20 protein-coding genes and 2 pseudogenes are annotated in these 15,916 nt (G+C 64.2%); 15 read left to right on the top strand and 7 right to left on the bottom strand.

Annotation, left to right across the window (positions count from 1 at the left end):
- A partial coding sequence (locus DID99_RS34675; RefSeq protein WP_175693453.1) for an AAA-associated domain-containing protein occupies window positions 1-486 on the top strand: 486 nt, incomplete at its 5' end.
- Between the two features lie 70 nt (window positions 487-556).
- Here the strand turns inward: DID99_RS34675 and DID99_RS34680 are convergent.
- Both DID99_RS34680 and DID99_RS34685 read right to left on the bottom strand, forming a co-directional pair.
- On the bottom strand, window positions 557-1,051 hold the full coding sequence (locus DID99_RS34680) for a hypothetical protein (protein WP_124487153.1): 495 nt from the start codon (window positions 1,049-1,051) through the stop codon (window positions 557-559).
- Window positions 1,048-1,599: a hypothetical protein gene (locus DID99_RS34685; RefSeq protein WP_044846387.1), complete on the bottom strand. Its 552-nt coding sequence runs from the start codon at window positions 1,597-1,599 to the stop codon at window positions 1,048-1,050. Before DID99_RS34685 ends, DID99_RS34680 begins: the two co-directional genes overlap by 4 nt.
- Window positions 1,600-1,886: 287 nt before the next feature.
- On the opposite strand from DID99_RS34685, the gene DID99_RS34690 reads away from it, so the two are divergent.
- The 3 genes from DID99_RS34690 (at window position 1,887) to DID99_RS34700 (ending at window position 4,230) form a co-directional block, all read left to right on the top strand.
- On the top strand, window positions 1,887-2,072 hold the full coding sequence (locus DID99_RS34690; RefSeq protein WP_059527452.1) for a hypothetical protein: 186 nt from the start codon (window positions 1,887-1,889) through the stop codon (window positions 2,070-2,072).
- Window positions 2,073-2,222: 150 nt separating this feature from the next.
- Window positions 2,223-3,644: an alpha,alpha-trehalose-phosphate synthase (UDP-forming) gene (gene otsA / locus DID99_RS34695; protein WP_124668547.1), complete on the top strand. Its 1,422-nt coding sequence runs from the start codon at window positions 2,223-2,225 to the stop codon at window positions 3,642-3,644.
- Between the two features lie 4 nt (window positions 3,645-3,648).
- Window positions 3,649-4,230, top strand: a complete 582-nt coding sequence (locus DID99_RS34700) for an AAA family ATPase (RefSeq protein ID WP_124668558.1) — start codon at window positions 3,649-3,651, stop codon at window positions 4,228-4,230.
- A gap of 51 nt (window positions 4,231-4,281) precedes the next feature.
- Here DID99_RS34700 and DID99_RS34705 read toward each other — a convergent pair whose 3' ends face one another.
- Both DID99_RS34705 and DID99_RS34710 read right to left on the bottom strand, forming a co-directional pair.
- Window positions 4,282-5,649, bottom strand: coding sequence for an MFS transporter (locus DID99_RS34705; protein ID WP_044846391.1), 1,368 nt, complete (start codon window positions 5,647-5,649; stop codon window positions 4,282-4,284).
- Between the two features lie 181 nt (window positions 5,650-5,830).
- Window positions 5,831-6,211, bottom strand: a complete 381-nt coding sequence (locus tag DID99_RS34710) for a DUF5594 family protein (RefSeq protein ID WP_124571287.1) — start codon at window positions 6,209-6,211, stop codon at window positions 5,831-5,833.
- A gap of 117 nt (window positions 6,212-6,328) precedes the next feature.
- Here DID99_RS34710 and DID99_RS34715 point away from each other — a divergent pair, with 117 nt between their 5' ends.
- The gene (locus tag DID99_RS34715) at window positions 6,329-6,730 is read left to right on the top strand and encodes a hypothetical protein (protein ID WP_124571288.1); all 402 of its coding nucleotides are present in this window, start codon (window positions 6,329-6,331) and stop codon (window positions 6,728-6,730) included.
- A gap of 183 nt (window positions 6,731-6,913) precedes the next feature.
- On the opposite strand, the gene DID99_RS34720 is transcribed toward DID99_RS34715, so the two are convergent.
- Window positions 6,914-7,288, bottom strand: coding sequence for a hypothetical protein (locus DID99_RS34720; protein ID WP_124487155.1), 375 nt, complete (start codon window positions 7,286-7,288; stop codon window positions 6,914-6,916).
- 143 nt (window positions 7,289-7,431) lie between these two features.
- On the opposite strand from DID99_RS34720, the gene eco reads away from it, so the two are divergent.
- The gene (eco, locus tag DID99_RS34725) at window positions 7,432-7,932 is read left to right on the top strand and encodes a serine protease inhibitor ecotin (protein WP_124571289.1); all 501 of its coding nucleotides are present in this window, start codon (window positions 7,432-7,434) and stop codon (window positions 7,930-7,932) included.
- Window positions 7,933-8,048: 116 nt separating this feature from the next.
- Here the strand turns inward: eco and DID99_RS34730 are convergent.
- Window positions 8,049-8,387: pseudogene (locus DID99_RS34730) on the bottom strand (TetR family transcriptional regulator C-terminal domain-containing protein); the annotation flags it as partial.
- Between the two features lie 394 nt (window positions 8,388-8,781).
- On the opposite strand from DID99_RS34730, the gene DID99_RS34735 reads away from it, so the two are divergent.
- The 4 genes from DID99_RS34735 (at window position 8,782) to DID99_RS34750 (ending at window position 12,200) form a co-directional block, all read left to right on the top strand.
- Entirely contained in the window at window positions 8,782-9,900 is a 1,119-nt protein-coding gene (locus tag DID99_RS34735; protein ID WP_124668548.1) for a right-handed parallel beta-helix repeat-containing protein, read from the top strand.
- A 353-nt stretch (window positions 9,901-10,253) separates the two neighbouring features.
- A complete protein-coding gene (locus DID99_RS34740; RefSeq protein WP_124668549.1) occupies window positions 10,254-11,195 on the top strand; it encodes a HipA domain-containing protein in 942 nt (313 codons plus the stop codon).
- Window positions 11,196-11,299: 104 nt separating this feature from the next.
- Window positions 11,300-11,905 carry an HIRAN domain-containing protein gene (locus tag DID99_RS34745; protein ID WP_185733863.1) on the top strand — a complete coding sequence of 202 codons (606 nt, stop codon included), beginning with the start codon at window positions 11,300-11,302 and terminating at the stop codon, window positions 11,903-11,905.
- 85 nt (window positions 11,906-11,990) lie between these two features.
- Window positions 11,991-12,200, top strand: coding sequence for a hypothetical protein (locus tag DID99_RS34750; RefSeq protein ID WP_124668551.1), 210 nt, complete (start codon window positions 11,991-11,993; stop codon window positions 12,198-12,200).
- A 171-nt stretch (window positions 12,201-12,371) separates the two neighbouring features.
- On the opposite strand, the gene DID99_RS34760 is transcribed toward DID99_RS34750, so the two are convergent.
- Window positions 12,372-12,638, bottom strand: a complete 267-nt coding sequence (locus DID99_RS34760) for an Arc family DNA-binding protein (protein ID WP_124668552.1) — start codon at window positions 12,636-12,638, stop codon at window positions 12,372-12,374.
- 101 nt (window positions 12,639-12,739) lie between these two features.
- On the opposite strand from DID99_RS34760, the gene DID99_RS34765 reads away from it, so the two are divergent.
- From DID99_RS34765 to DID99_RS34790, 5 genes and pseudogenes are all read left to right on the top strand, one after another.
- Window positions 12,740-13,207 (top strand): hypothetical protein, encoded by a 468-nt coding sequence (locus DID99_RS34765; protein WP_124668553.1) that lies wholly within the window; start codon window positions 12,740-12,742, stop codon window positions 13,205-13,207.
- A gap of 12 nt (window positions 13,208-13,219) precedes the next feature.
- Complete coding sequence (locus DID99_RS34770; RefSeq protein ID WP_124668554.1) at window positions 13,220-13,696, top strand: hypothetical protein; 477 nt, start codon at window positions 13,220-13,222, stop codon at window positions 13,694-13,696.
- Window positions 13,697-14,101: 405 nt separating this feature from the next.
- On the top strand, window positions 14,102-14,647 hold the full coding sequence (locus tag DID99_RS34775) for a hypothetical protein (RefSeq protein ID WP_124668555.1): 546 nt from the start codon (window positions 14,102-14,104) through the stop codon (window positions 14,645-14,647).
- Window positions 14,648-15,021: 374 nt separating this feature from the next.
- On the top strand, window positions 15,022-15,324 hold the full coding sequence (locus DID99_RS34785; RefSeq protein WP_124668557.1) for a helix-turn-helix domain-containing protein: 303 nt from the start codon (window positions 15,022-15,024) through the stop codon (window positions 15,322-15,324).
- Window positions 15,321-15,916, top strand: a pseudogene (locus DID99_RS34790) (hypothetical protein); the annotation flags it as partial. The gene DID99_RS34785 and the pseudogene DID99_RS34790, both read left to right, overlap by 4 nt.

A 15,916-nucleotide genomic window follows, 5' to 3' on the forward strand; every position in this document is an offset into this window, starting at 1 on the left:
AGCTGGCTGCCGCAGGTGTCGACCAACCTGATGGCCGGCCTGATCGAGACGCTCGCGATGGCGCCGTACCACGGCCGTGCCGACATGCCGGAAATCGCGCGCACGCTGCATCTGGAGGTCGACGACCTGTTCCCGATCGCCGAAGTGCTGCAGTACCTCGGCTTCGCCGACGTGCGCGAAGGGGACGTGTTCCTGACGCCGCCGGGGCGTGTGTTCGCGGAATTCGGCACGCAGGAGCGCAAGCTGATGTTCGCGGATCACCTGCTGAAGCACGTGCCGCTCGCCGCGCGGATCAAGAAGGTGCTGAACGAGCGCCCGGGCCATCGTGCGCCGCGTGTGCGTTTCGAGCAGGAGCTGGAGGATTTCCTGTCGGACGGCGCGGCGGAGGAAACGCTCGACGCGGTGATCGACTGGGGTCGTTACGGCGAGATCTTCTCGTACAACGACCAGACCGAAATCTTCAGTCTCGAGGACGTCGAGTCCTGAGCCGCCGAGCCGGGCCGTCTGGCCCGGCATCCGCACGCACGGCGCCTGCCAGGCGCCGCGCATCGCATCGTTACTGCAGGTTACCCCACCGGTCGACCGCCGGTTCGGCCGACGCCCACTTCCAGTGCGTGCCTTGCTGGCACGCATTCGCGAAATACCAGGCGGCCTTGTCGCCGTCCTTCACCGAGAACGCGAATTCCTTGCACAGCGCAAGCGCCGTCGAGTACGCGCGCGTGACGCGCACCTCGCCCTCGCCGTTTTCGAGCGGCAGCGTGTTCTTCACGTTCCACGGCTTCACTTCGCCGACGGCCAGGCTGCCGGCCGCCTTCGCGATCGCGTCCTGCTGGTTCTGATGGAGCTGTTTCATCGTGCGGTTGACGGCCTCGTCGGTCGCCGCCTGCACGGCGATCCCGACACCGACGCCGACGGCCGGGTTCGCCGTGACGAGGCCCGTCGCCGCGCCGGCGAGCGCGCCGCTCGCCGCGCCGACCGAGCCGCAGCCCGACAGCGCGGCGCTGGCCGCGCACAGCGCGCCGATCGCGGCGATTCGGATCGCGACGCTCATTGCAGCGCGCCCCAGCGTTCGGTCGCCGGTTCCGCCGACGCCCATTTCCACACGGGACCGTCGCGGCAGATCGTGGCGACGTAGAACGCCGATTGCGCGGCCTTGTCGGCCTTCGCGGGCGTGTCGACCGCGAACACGATTTCCTTGCAGTCGAGCGGGCCGATGCTGATCATCCGGCTGACCGTCACGCGGCCCTGTTCGTCATCCTCGATCGGAAACGAATGGTGCGTCGTCCACGGCGCGACGCCGCCGACGTCGAGCGGGCCGGCCGCCTTCGCGATCTGTTCCTGCGTGTAGCGGTGCGCGACGCGCTGCGTGTACTGGACGCCCGCACGCGCACCGGCGACGGCGCCGAGGCCGATGCCCGTCGCGACGGCGGCGTTGTTGGTGACCTTGGAGGCGATCGCGGCGCCCGCGATACCGGCGCCGGCGGTCGCGCCTTCGCTGTACAGCGAGTTGCAGCCGGACAGCAGTGCGGCGGTGGCGAGCGCGGCCAGCACGATGCGCGCCGGCGTGGCCCGGCGCGGCGGTTCGAAACCCATGTTCATCCCTGAGTGCAAGTCCTGTCTGGGTGAGCGGCGACGCATGCGCGCGCCCTTGCCGCGTCATTGTTTCGCAATGGTCATAGGAAAACTGCAAAGCTTTGACAAATGGCCGGCGGCGGGTCGCGCGCGTACGCGCGGCGCTATTGTCGGACAGATGGCGGAGCCGGGGTCAAAACGTTACAAATTGAAGGTAATTGTTACCGTGGCATGCGAGGAAGCGACCTAGACTGTTTTGTTATGGAATGTTTCTACGACGGCTCCGAGCCGCGCGCCATATGAGACACCCAGCCATGCGCCGTTCGAAACGGTTTTCTCCCCGGCCGCCCGATGCGGGTGCCGAGCGCCCGCGTCCGCAGACCGACGCGCCGGCCGGCGCGCCCGACGAGACGCCGTCCGACGGCGATCACAACCAGGGCGGCGCACGCCCGGAAGGGCTCGACTATCAACGCGACCTCGGCCAGGAGCAGGACGCTTGAGCCTGTCGCCGCTGTATTCCGCTGCCGCATTTCATTGCGCGCCTTGTTGCATCGCTCACATCTGAATCGCCGCGCGACTGCCTTCGGGCCGTCGCGTCCGCCTTGGCGCGCGCTGCGCGTCATTCAATCGAATCGAGGAGGGGAAGCCGCATGAGCAGATTGATCGTGGTATCGAACCGTGTCGCCGCCGGCGAGGACACGCGCCCGAGCGCAGGCGGTCTCGCGGTCGGCGTGATGGATGCGCTGAAGGAAACCGGCGGCGTCTGGTTCGGCTGGAACGGCGAGATCGTCGGTACGCCCGACGCGCAACCGGCGATCCAGCGGGACGGCAACGTCACCTATGCGACGGTGGGGCTGACCCGGCGCGACTACGATCAGTACTACCGCGGTTTCTCGAACGCGACGCTCTGGCCGGTGTTTCACTACCGCAGTGATCTCGCGCGCTTCGACCGGCAGGAGTACGCCGGTTATCTGCGCGTGAACGCGATGCTCGCGAAGCAGCTCGCCGCGCTGCTGCGGCCCGACGACCTGATCTGGGTGCACGACTATCACCTGCTGCCGTTCGCGCATTGCCTGCGCGAGCTCGGCGTGAAGAATCCGATCGGCTTCTTCCTGCACATTCCGTTTCCGTCGCCCGACATGCTGCGCGTCGTGCCGCCGCACGACGAGCTCGTGAAGTTCATGTGCGCGTACGACATCGCGGGTTTCCAGACCGATGCCGACAGGCAGGCGTTCACCGACTACATCGAGCGGCGCGGCATCGGCGCGGCGAGCGACGACGGGATGCTGCATGCGCACGGCCGCGTCGTGAAGGTTGCCGCCTATCCGATCGGCGTGCATCCGGATGCGATCGCCGAGGCGGCCGTCCAGTATGGCTCGCGCAAGCCGGTGAAGATGCTGCGTGACGCGCTCGGGGGCCGCAAGCTCGTGATGAGCGTCGACCGGCTCGACTATTCGAAGGGGCTCGTCGAGCGCTTCCAGTCGTTCGAGCGGATGCTCGCCAACCAGCCGGGCTGGCAGGGGCGCGTGTCGCTCGTGCAGATCGCGCCGCCGACGCGCTCCGACGTGCAGACCTACCAGCGCATTCGCGAGACGCTCGAAGGCGAGGCCGGCCGGATCAACGGCCGCTTCTCGCAGCTCGACTGGACGCCGATCCAGTACCTGAACCGCAAGTACGAGCGCAATCTGCTGATGGCGTTCTTCCGGATGTCGCAGGTCGGCTACGTGACGCCGTTGCGCGACGGGATGAATCTCGTTGCGAAGGAATACGTCGCGTCGCAGGACCCGGCCGATCCGGGCGTGCTCGTGCTGTCGGAGTTCGCGGGCGCGGCGGCCGAGCTGAGCGGCGCGCTGCTCGTCAATCCGTACGACCTGTCGCAGATGGCCGATGCGCTCGAGCGCGCGCTGTCGATGCCGCTCGCCGAGCGGCGGGCGCGGCACGAGGCGAACCTCGCGCGGCTGCGCGAGAACAACCTGTCGGTCTGGCGCGACACGTTCGTCGCCGACCTGCGCAGCGTCGCGGCGGCCGCGTCGGTCACGCGGCGCGCGGGCCGGCGGGCCGCGCATGTCTGAGCGGATGTCCGAGCGCGTGGAGGAGGGTTGCGCGGCGGACGATGCGGCCGCCCGCTTCTTCATCGTCACGGGCGGCCCCGGCTCCGGCAAGAGCACGTTGCTCGATGCGCTCGAGCGTACCGGTTTCGCGCGCTCGCACGAGGCCGGGCGCGGCGTGATCCGCGACCAGATGGCGATCGACGGCCCGGCGCTGCCGTGGCGCGACCGGGCCGCATTCGCCGAACTGATGCTGAACTGGGAGATGCGTTCGCACCATCTCGCGCGAGGCGCGCGCGGGCACGTGTTCTTCGATCGCGGCGTGCCGGACGTGATCGGTTACCTGCGGCTGACGGGCCTTGCGGTGCCCGCACACGCGGAGGCCGCGGCGCGGCGCTTCCGCTATCACCGGCGTGTGTTCATCGCGCCGCCGTGGCCCGAGATCTACACGCAGGACACCGAGCGCCGGCAGGATTTCGCGGAGGCCGTGCGCACCTACGACGCGATGGTCGACTGCTATACGGCGTATGGCTATCGGCTGATCGAGCTGCCGCGCGTGAGCGTGAAGGCGCGCGTGCGCTTCGTGATGGACGCGCTCGACGCTGCCTGAGTTGCGGGCGCGGCGCGCTGCGGCGTCAGGTCGCAGCGTGAAGTCGCCGCATCAGGCCGCAGCGTCGGGGCGCGGCGACGCGATGCGCAGCATGCTGACCACCGCGGCGACCGCCGCGAACACCGTGGCGACATAGAGCGCGATCGTCGGACCGCGGTCGGGCGCCAGCCCGAAAATCAGCGCGACGAGCGCGGCACCGAGCGTCTGGCCCGTCAGGCGCGCCGTGCTCAGCATCCCGCCGGCGCCGCCGCTGCGCTCGCGCGGCGCCGACGACAGCATCGCGCGATTGTTCGGCGACTGGAACAGCCCGAAGCCCGCGCCGCACAGCGCCATCCGCCACACGATGTCGACGGTACCCGGGTGCGCGCCGATCGTCGCGAGCGACAGCAGCCCGGCCGCGAACAGCGCGAGCCCGATGCCGCCGAGGATGCCGGCCGAATAGCGGTCCGACAGCACGCCCGCGAGCGGCGCGGCGAATACGATCACGAGCGGCCACGGCGTCATGTAGAGGCCGGTTTCGACCTGGGAGAAGCCGAGCGAATGCTGCAGCCAGAACGGCAGCGCGACGAACGCGAGCATCTGCGACGTGAACGACGCGACCGACGTGCAGATCGACAGCGCGAACATCGGGATGCGCATCAGGTCGACCGGCAGCAGCGGCGCCGGCTGCGACAGCTGGCGCTTCACGAAGAAGTAGCCGACGCCGAACGCGACGGCCAGCTCGGCCGCGACGTACGCGTGGCTTTCGCCGTGACCGAGCCCGTCGACGGCCATGATCAGCAGGCCGAACACGCAGGCGTTCATCAGCGCGCTCGGGAAGTCGTACGGCGCGTCGTGCAGCGGGTTGGCCGGCAGCGCGCGCAGGCTGCCGAACACCGCGGCGATGCCGATCGGCACATTGACCGCGAACAGCCAGGGCCACGACGCGAACGACAGGATCGCCGATGCGACCGTCGGGCCGATCGCCGACGACAGCGCGACCACCATCGCGTTGATCGACAGCCCGCGCCCGAGCATCGACGACGGATAGATCATGCGCACCAGCGCCGCGTTGACGCTCATGATGCCGGCCGCACCGAACCCCTGGATCACGCGCATCACCGCGAGCGTCGGCAGCGAGCCGGCGAGCGCGCAGCCGAGCGACGCCGCGGTGAAGAGCGCAAGACCCGCGATGTAGATGCGGCGATAGCCGACGCGTTCGCCGAGCGACGCGAGCGGCAGCAGCGTGATCGTGACCGCGAGCTGGTACGCGTTGACGATCCAGATCGATGCGGCATCGGACGCGTGCAGGTCGCGCGCGATCGTCGGCAGCGCGACGTTCGCGATGGCGCCGTCGAGCACGGCGAGCGTGATGCCCAGTGCGACGCAGACGATCGCCCAGTAGCGTTGCGGAAGCGGCAGGCCGGTATCGGCGTTCATGGCGGGAGCTAAAGCGTGGTTGTCCGCGTGCCCGGGTGCCGGTTGCGTGCGCAACCATGCTTGCGGGTGGAGGCGGCGGTGGACGGTCCGGCCAGCCTGGCGGCGCCGGCGCGGGGCCGGTCGAGTGTATCACCGGGCCGAATCGCGCGACGCCGACACCGCCGCCGGCCGGCACGCGCGTTCAGCCTTCGAAATCGAGGCCGCCGAGCCGCACGAGCGGGTCGGCCTGCGTGCGCGACGCGAGGTCGATGTCGCGCGCGCCCTCCCATGCGCTCAGCTTCCTCGGCAGCGCGCTCAGGTAGTGCTCGAAGCGCATGGGCCCGTCGGGCTCCATCAACCGTTCGATCTCGTCGGTGTCCCAGGTCAGTTCGAGGTTCAGCGGATGCACGAAGCCGCTCACGTGCTCGTGCGGCGCGCTGCGGATCCGCACGCGCGTCGGTTTCCCGTGGCCGCCGTACGGGACGACGTCGGTCAGCACGTGATCGGCGAAGAAGGCGGCGATCGCCTGCGCGATGCGCGGCGCGAATTCGGTATCGAAACGGCGGGCGGTTTCGGGCTGCATGAAGGCGTCTCCAGTGTGCCGAAAATCGTAGCACGGCCGTGCCGCGTTTCGGTGTGCGTGATACCCGTAATGGCGCGTTACCACTTGCTGCATCTATTACGGCCGGGCGCGGCCACAATGCATCGCATCCAGTACCACTTCGCGTGGGAGTCCATCATGAAAAAGATTGCCGCTGTATGTGTCCTCGCCGGTTCGCTTGCCGTGGCGGGCCCGGCGTCCGCGCATGGCCGCGACGGGGGCGCCGTCATCGGCGCGCTGATCGGCGGCGCGGTGCTCGGCGCGATCGTGACGTCGGCGATGAATCCGCCCGTCGCGTATCAGGCGCCCGTGTATCAGGCGCCGGCCTACCAGCCGCAGACGTACTACCAGGCACCGGCCTACCAGCAGCCGGCTTATCCGACCTACCAGCAGGCGCAATACCAGGACGACGGCCCGAGCTATTGCTACGACCGTTATCAGCGCGCGTACGTGTGCGGCGCGCCCGTGTCGGGCGGCTATGCGCAGCCGGCGGGGTGGTAAGAAGCGGGCACGCGCATGAGGCGCGGGCAGGTTCGGCGTTGCGTAGCCGGCCGCACGGTTTCCGGTGGAGCGGACGACAAAAGGCCCTCGCGGTGATGCGAGGGCCTTGCTTTTTGACGGTCGTCTAGCGGCTCGTATCGGCCTTACGTGGGGCGTGCGTGGATACAAACGGTTGCAATTGCGTCAGTGGCGATGGCCGCCGCCGTTGCCTTGGCCGCGCCCGCCGCCGTCGTCATTCCAGTCGGCGCGGCGTCCGTCGCCGCGGCCCCAGCCGCCGTGACGGGCGCGTTCGCTGCGGTCGCGATCCCAGCCGCCGCGGTCACGATTCCAGCCGTCGCGTCCGCGATCCCAGTCGCGGCGTCCGCGGTCCCAGTCGCGCCCGCCGCCGCCGCCCCAGATGTTGACCGTCCCGTACACGGGCGACGCCCCGTAGGCCGGCCCGTACGCGTAGCCGGGATCGGAATAGTAGGGCTGTCCGTAGCCGTATCCGGCGTCCGGACCGACGACGCACCCGGCCAGCAGCGTGGCGACGCCGGCGGCAGCAATGAGCTTCAGCATGATGATCTCCGTTGGTTTCCGTATAAGTACCGCGCGCGGGGATCGCCGGCTGTATGCAATTGTGTCGTGAAATTACAGTGCCGTAAGGTCTTGGAGCGAAAGTGTTAGCATCCAGGGCCTATTTGTTTTTCAGGAGCACATCGATGAAATTCGCGATCCGGGCCGTCCTGGCCGCCCTTTGCGTGACGACCGCCGCCGCCTGCGCGGCCGGGCCCGCATCGGCGCCCGCCGTGCCGGCCGAGTCGATCAAGATGTTCCCGCAGCCGTCGGCCGGCCAGCAGCGCGCGGTGATCGCGCTGCCCGCGCTCGAGAACGAAGGCGACGCGCGCGTCGAGCTGATGATCGGCAAGACGCTGCAGACCGACTGCAACCAGCAATGGTTCGGCGGGGAACTGACCGCCGAGGACGTGAAGGGCTGGGGCTATACGTACTATCGCCTGACCGACGTGAAGGGGCCGGCGTCGACGCTGATGGCCTGCCCGGGCCAGGCGCCGCAGCAGCGCTTCGTGCAGGTGCGCGGCGACGGCCAGCTGCTGCGCTACAACAGCCGCCTGCCGCTCGTCGTGTACGTGCCGGACGGTTTCGACGTGCGCTATCGCGTGTGGCATGCGTCGAAGGACGTGCAGCACGCCGTGACGCAGTAACGCATCGGCGCGGTCGTGCAGGGCGCTTGCCGCTGCACGGCCGCGTGTGGTTTCGCTTGCGGGCTTCTTTCCGAGGTCCGCCGTTTTATCCGCCGCTCGCGTGTGCGAGCACAGCATGCGGCCAGCGCGGCTTGCGCGACCGCCTCCAGATCGCGACGGCTCGCACCGTCGCGCGCCTGAATCGACATCCCCTGTTGCACCGTCACGTAGTAGCGCGCGATCGCGTCGAGGTTCGCATGTGCCGAGAGCTCTCCGGTCGCAACGCTTTCGCCCAGCCGCGCGTGTAACGCGGTGACGGTCTGCTCGCGCATCGCGATCAGCATTTGCCGGACCGTGTCCGAGCGCTCGGACGGATGCAGTGCCGATAGCACGATCAGGCAGCCTGCGGGTCTCGAGCGGCGCGTGAAGACGCGCGCCGTCTGCATCAGGTAGTCCTTGATGGCGTCGTGTGCCGCATGTCACCGTGATGGCGCGATGATGAATGGAAGAGGATAACGAACGGTTTTGCAGGCGCACGGCGGAATTCATTTACAAAGTAATCAAGCGTACTTACGATGACGCCAATCTGGGCTAGCGGAACTTCGTATGCGTACGGTCGATCAGGCGATGCTTGCCGCGCTGTGCCTTTGGCTTGCTGCATGCGGCGGCGGTGACGGCAGCGCGGCTCCGGCATCGCAAACCGTTGCGGGCACATCGACATCGTCCGTCGCACCTGCCGGCGCTGCATCCGGCGCATCGGCTGCATCGACGAATTCCGGCAGCCCGGCACCGACCGCTGCGCCGGCCGGTTCCGCGTCCGGCACGACGCTTCTGCCGTCCAGTGGCGCTAAACCGATTCTGGTCGCCGATGTGACGGTCTCCCCGGCTGCCGACGGCAGCGACCAGGCCGACGCGTTGCAGAAGGCATTCGACAGCCTGCGTGCCGGCCAGCGCCTCGTCATCGCGCCGGGCCGCTACGTCGTCGGGCATTCGCTTGCCGTGACGGTGCCGCAGGCGGTGATCTGGGGATACGGCGCGACGCTGGCCGCGACGAATCCCGCCGACCAGACGATCGTGATGAGCGGCGCCGGCTCGACGCTCGTCGGCGTGACGCTGGCCGGCACCGGCACCGCGCGGCTCACGAGGCCCGAGTCGACCAAGGTCGAGGTCACGGGCTCGGACGTTCAGGTGCTCGGGGTGACGATCCAGGGCGGCGCGAGCGCCGGGATCTTCGTGTTCGGCGGCAACCGTATCGCGATCGTGGGCAATACCGTGCGGGCGACGCTGGCCGACGGCATTCATACGACCTACGGATCGACCAACGTGCTGGTGCAGAACAATACGGTGACCGGCACCGGCGACGATCTGATCGCCGTGGTCAGCTATCTCGGCGACGGCCGCCTGAGCAGCAACGTGCTGATCGACCATAACGCGGTATCGGGCAATTCTTGGGGGCGCGGCATCACCGTTGTCGGCGGGCAGGCGGTGACGATCTCGAACAATACGGTCGACGGCGTCGAGAAGGCGGCGGGGATTCTGGCCGCGCAGGAGGACAGCTGGAAAACCTACGGGGCTTCGAACGTCGTCATCACGGGCAATACCGTGACCAACATCCAGAACGCGAACGTGAACAACGGATTGCAGCCGACGCAGCAGGGCGCGATCGAGCTGGATACCTGGTCGGGAGCGGTGTCGGACGTCACGGTGGCGAACAACCGCGTGTCGGGTTCCGGATATGCGGGGTTCCGGGCGTACGGAAACGTGTGTTCGTTCAGTGTGACGGGCAACACGTTCTTGTCGATTGCCGGCTTGCCGGTCTGGTTGTTGACGAATGGTTGCGCGGCGAACCAGATCGTCGTCGATGCGAATCGGCTCGGGGACGGCAGTCTGCTGGTGCTGCCGGCCGGGGCGTCGCCGACGGGGACGTTTGCCGTGACGGGCGTGAATGCGAGTCTGATGCCGCAGGTCAGGACGGGGTTGATGCGGTGACGGGGCGGTGGGGTCACAGGCCTGGCGGCCATTGGCCGGCACAGCCTGGCATACGTGGTTTCGGCGGAACACGCGGCTAGGCGTGAGCGTGGGCACCCGACGTTCGGACGCTGTGCGTGCCGACGGCGCGATTTTCAGGCTGAGGCGGAATTTCGGGAAATTGTTGGTCCCCCGACAGAACTCATAAAACAATGATAAGCGTGTAGGGGTGGCAATGTTATTAATAATATGCCCCCAAAAATGCCCCTTCCAATGCGCGGTGATGCAGAACCGGCTTCAGTTGTAAAATTCCGCTTCATTTCGCCGGGGCAGGTGGCCGGTGGCTCAAACTATGCATTGACCCGAGGAGCAACTTGGACCCAGTCATTCAGCCAGGGGTTATTGATGTAACGGATTGGCCGGAGGACCCGGAGTTCTCGCTGTACCCAGAGGGTGCAAGGGAGAAGTCTGCATTCTTTCCTCCCGCGGTACTGCCGTTCGAGTTTCTGAAGCCTGGTCGACGATACCTCTTCAAGCTGTCCGACGAGCGCTATCCAGAGCAGTTTTGGGCCGAAGTGATTGCGTACATTGTGGGTTGTCGACTCGGCGTAGAGGTACCGCCGGCGTATGTAGCAGTGCATCGGCAGCGCCAGACCTGCGGCGCCCTGATTGAATGGTTTTTTGTTGACGGCCATCAGACGTTCATTGCCGGTGGTAACCGCCTCCAGCGGTTGCTTCCAACGTACGATCGGAAGAAGGGCGAGCAACATAGTTTCCAGCTTGTTCAGCGCGCGTGTCATGGTGCGGCGCGCGACGGTTTGCTGGGTGACTGGCTGATGTATTGGGCGCGCGCCTTTCTATTCGATGCGCTGATCGGGAACACTGATCGTCATCAGGACAACTGGGGCTTCCTTCAATCGGACCTGCCGGACGGCACGATTGAAGAACGATTGTCCCCACTATTCGATAATGGTACGAGTTTAGGAATGGAGCGTCATATCCCCCACGTCGCGGGATGGGACGACAACAGATGCGTGTCGTACCTTAATAAAGGGCGGCATCACATGAAATTTTTAAGCGATGACGTACAGCGTTGCCAGCACTACGATATGGTTGAGCGTGTCGCGACTATGGACGTCGCCCTGAAGGCTGAGATGAGGCGGATGATGGACGAGTTTTCGCTCCGGGACGTCGAGCAGGCAATCGCGGAGCTCGGCAAACTGGAACTGCCCTTGACATTGACTAAAGAGAGGGCATCGTTCACCCTTCGGTTACTTTCTTTCCGTTACAAGCGACTATGCGAGATCTTGTCATGAGGCAAATTGAGCACGTAGCCGAGCCGTCTAGGCTATGGGTTTCGTGGCAGCCGCCGGAGACAGAGAGTGGCCCACGCCGAAGGCGTATCGTTGCGGAAATCGTCGTGAAGCAAGGCGAGCCGATTTTCCGATATCTCAACCAGACCCGCGACTATCAGCTGGCCAAGGTGGAAGGTTTCCAGGGATATCCAGCGTTCAACCGAGCCATCGACGAGCATCGTCACGGTGTCATGGCTGCGTTCATGCGTCGACTTCCCTCGCGAAAGCGGCGGGATTTCACCGAATATCTGGAGAAGTATCGCCTGCCAGTTGATTTCGAGGCGTCCGATATGGCGTTGCTGGGATACACGGGGGCGAAGCTGCCAGGGGATGGCTTCGAGCTGTGCCCCGATTTTACGGAGGCACCACTTCCTCTAGAGACGATCGTTGAAATCGCGGGGTTCCGACATCAGCACATCGATGTATCTGACCTTGACGTCGGAGACGAGGTGCAGTTTGTTCCGGAGCCTCAGAATGACGTGGACGCGGACGCGATTGCCATCCATCACCGCGGCCGCCGAATCGGATATGTCCCGATCCCGATGCTGTCTGCGGTACATCGGTGGATGAAAGTGGGCCATATCGACGCTCACATTGACCGCCTGAATGGCAAGCCAGAGCGTCCGCTGGTCTTCTTGTTTCTATCGGTGACGGCCCGCGAGCGAGCTTGATCGGCGCCGGCGATTCGGTAACATTTGAGACATGCCCCGCCTCGAGCGGGGCTTTTCATATCTGCCTCCGTTTGATCGGCCTGCTATGCTGAACTCCTTTGCCCTCCAACTCGGCTCGTTCGTCATCTATCTCGGCGTGCTCGCGGGCGCGATATGGGCTGGTGTGCGTGCACGCCGACTGAGCGGGCGTTTTTGGGTCGGCGTGCTGACGTTCGCCGTTCTGTTCTTCGGAGTTAGTGCCCTTCTCGCGCTCGGCGGGTTGCCGGCACCTGGCGGCTATACGAATGATGATTGACGTGATTTGCCGAGTCTAAGGAGGCGTTACCGCAGCGCCGAAGTCGCTCGCGCACGTCGAGCACGGGCGCGCAGCGAATGCCCCGCTGAGCGCGTTCGAGCTGCGGCATGAGAGTTGGTTCGACGACAAGCACCGTGCGTCGACGCCTGCGCGGGGCTCCTTAGTAGCGCATCAATCTCGTGTTCGTGGCTGGCGCTTCGGTTTCTCGCGCTTGTCCAGTGCCCCGACTACCTTTTCCGCAATGTGCTCTGCGAACAAATCAAGCGTTCGATCGTCGATATGAACGCCCCAATCTTCACCGCCACTCGAAAAGCTCGCCTCCAATCGGGCAACCACTTCCGCGGTCAAGGACCGTCTCTTTTGTACTGACGCGGCATCCAACCGCTCTTTCAATTCGAGCGGGATGCGAAGGTTGATTTGCGGATCGTCTCGGGCCATGTGGGCATTGTAATGTAGCACCGTGCTTGAAATCAATAAAGCACCGTGCTACATTTCGATTAAGGCGATTCAACAGAGGCGGTTCGGCGCTTCAGACGACCATGCAAGAAGAACAATTTCTCATCCGCGATCGAGCCTACGGCGTGTGGCATCGGACGCGTTCGATCAGCCGGTTCATCGGCACACGTGAGGCCAAGGCATTGACGATGGCTGACCTGGACAGCGTGCTTTTTGTCGAGTTCGGTTGTTCCAACAAGCTACCCCTGGCACTGGTAGAGGTCGCACGAGACATCGGACAAGAGAAGGCAACCGGTGTCATCCATCAGCTTGCACGTATGTCCGGGCTTCCAGCGTTTGTAGCTCTGTACAGTCCGGCATCGAAGGCAAACCCGGCGAGCCCTGCTTGGCACGACATCAAAGAATTTCGGGTGCGGCGCGTATGGCCGAAACCCGAAAAACGTTGGCGCCGGCTGTCACCAGCCGAATGGGCCGCTGCGCTCGTTCAGATTCGAGACTGGCAGCTCAGGCGCTTTTCGTCCCAATCCGCAGTAAATGACCCGACGTTCTAGCAAAGGGGGATCATGATGATCAAACGTCAATCGTCCGAGGGGAGCGCTTGCGACCCGTACCAGCTCGATGAGATCACGATTACTGTCGAAATTGGCCATGCGGCCTGCTATGTAGGTTCCAAAGAACAGATCTTGGCTGAGGGAGTTGTTCCGTCGGATGTGGCGTGGCCGGATCGGACAAGCGACTATACCGAGTGGCAAGAAGGCTCTAACGTGTTTAGACTTCGGCGAGCTCAACCTGAGGGCATGAAGTTGCGTGAGTGGCGCAAGCGTCCGGTGGATTTGTGGCGCGTCGGAATCGACTTTGCGGCAAGAATCGGGGAGCCTCGGTCTCGTTATGACGAAAGGCATGCCGCCATAGACCGAATCTTTTCCGCGCCTTCGAGCGATCCCAGTCAGCCATCGGTAACACGGACGGCCACGGATGATGCGTTTCGGACTTTTCTGTCGAAGATTCATTGCCTCACTGACAATTTGGAACGTGGCTGATGCTCGTATCGAGCATGGTCGCTCTCTGAGCACGTGACAGGGGATTTGCATTGCTAACCGATATTCGTGCAGTGCACTCTCGTCGACTTGATGGAGATCCTGGACAATCTCACGCAGGACAAGCAGATTGTCGAGCGCAACGCACGCCGCTAACCGGTGTAACACTGGCACAATCATCGCGAATAGCTTGACCACCCTTGACTAGCCCGACGGGGCGAAAACCGGTTTCCTCGCCGGCCGTCAGGGGGGGCGAATTCGGAGTGCGGCACAATTTTCGCGATTCCGAACCGGTAGTAGTAGGCTCAAAGTCAAGCCGCGCCTAGATCGGCCAATCGAAAACGGGTTTCCCTCGCCCGCTGGCGCCGGCTTTCGTGCCGATGGGATCGTGTGCAGAAGGGAGCGCGAATGGGGAAGAAGTTCAATGGTGCGTTGGGAGAGTCGATATTCCTCCAACCGCCCAGCCTGATGCTCTCGGAAGAAGAGCGGGAAGCGGCCGAAAGGGATCTGCTTGATTCTATCGCCGCGGCGAGGTCAGCAAAGCTTTGGCTGCTGTTCGATCACTACGGCATCAGCCACGGGCGCTTCGCCGATCTTGCGATGGCGATGGCAGTTGACCTTATCCCAGGATTCCAGGTTACGACCGAACGTAAGGGGCCGGGGCCGAAACGCAAATGGGACCCGCTCGCGCACGGCTATCTTGTCGTCGAGATAAATCGGCAGATAAAGAAAAACCCGAGGTTAAGCGTCAAAGCTGCAGCCGCCCATCTCGCTAAGCGGGAGCCATGGAAAAGCTACGTTCGTAGCGATGATCCTGCAGAACGTCTGCGCCAAGAATATGACGCTGCAAAAGACGCCATGTGGGCGAAGGTATTTTCGGATGCGTTTCGCACCCACGAGTCGAGTGGTACGGTGTCTGAATGGGACGAGATGATCTTACGGCACCTCGCTTAAGGCACTACGATTCGCGGCACATCATCCACCGCCGCCAGAGATTAAAGCTGTAGATTAATTCGGATTGGGGATTTCCGATGCCCATAGTGGATGCCATGCACTCAACTTTTCCCAAATGTGGAGAACAAGCATGGCAAGCAATGGCGAAAAGCTCCAAAGCCTTCCTCTCGTGGGGCAGTCGCGTTGGTCACAAATTGAGCCGTTTATTCCCGTGTGCCGCGAAACATGGCGCACGATGTGTCGCCAAGGCCGTGCGCCAGCACCGATCAGGTTAAGCCCACGTTGCACCGTTTGGAGCAACTCGGAAATTCACCGCTGGATAAATGATCCGGCGGGATATCAAGCGCCGGCGCTCGCAGCGTGAGGTGGCGCGGATGATAGACAATAAAAAAGCCGCGACCCTCGAAGGTGCGGCTCAAAACAAAGCTCAAGCTCACTATAGCAGCAACGATGCTGCAGCTCAACGGCATCGAATTCTTGATTTCCTGCGTCAATACGGCTCGCTATCGACGTTAGATGCGCGGCACAAAATTGACGTCATGCACCCGGCGGCGCGCATCATGGAACTGCGGCGCATCGGGGTCGAGATCTCGACGATTTGGACCCAGGAAGCTACGCCCGGAGGTAGTTGGCATCGCGTTGCACGCTACCACCTGATGCGGGAGGTAGCGGCATGACGCGGCCGTCATTCCAGTTCTATCCAGGCGACTGGCAGGCGAACAGCAACCTCCGACGCTGTACTCATGCTGAGAAGGGCGTCTGGATCGACGTGATGTGCCTCCTGCACGATTCCGAAGAGTACGGCGTTCTCCGCTGGCCGCTCAAAGAAATTGCGCAGGCGATCGGTGCTCCGCTCGCGATGCTCAGATCGATCATCACCAAGGGCGTGCTGAAGGGAGCCGACAAAGGGCAGACGTGCGCTGCGTTCATCTACGTTCCGAGGTCCGGTCGACGTGACGGTGATCCCGTAACGCTCATCGCGGAGCAGGAAGGGCCGATCTGGTACTCCTCGAGGATGGTCAAGGACGAGCATGTGCGTTCGGTCCGTGGTGAATCGTCGCGCTTCCCAATCGATGGCGATGATGCACTGAAGGCAGCACCAAAGGTGGCCTTGGGTGATAGCACCAAAGCTTCACCAAAGCCCCCCTTAGGTGACGGCTCTTCATCTTCATCTTCATCTTCGTCTTCAAACGTATGCGATCCGTTAACGACGTCCTTGTCTAGAAATCGCTTCACTCTGATGCTACGTGTCCACGTGGACAGCTGGTA

The sequence above is a fragment of the Burkholderia sp. Bp8986 genome, from assembly GCF_003854225.1.
In the GTDB taxonomy this organism is placed as follows: domain Bacteria; phylum Pseudomonadota; class Gammaproteobacteria; order Burkholderiales; family Burkholderiaceae; genus Burkholderia.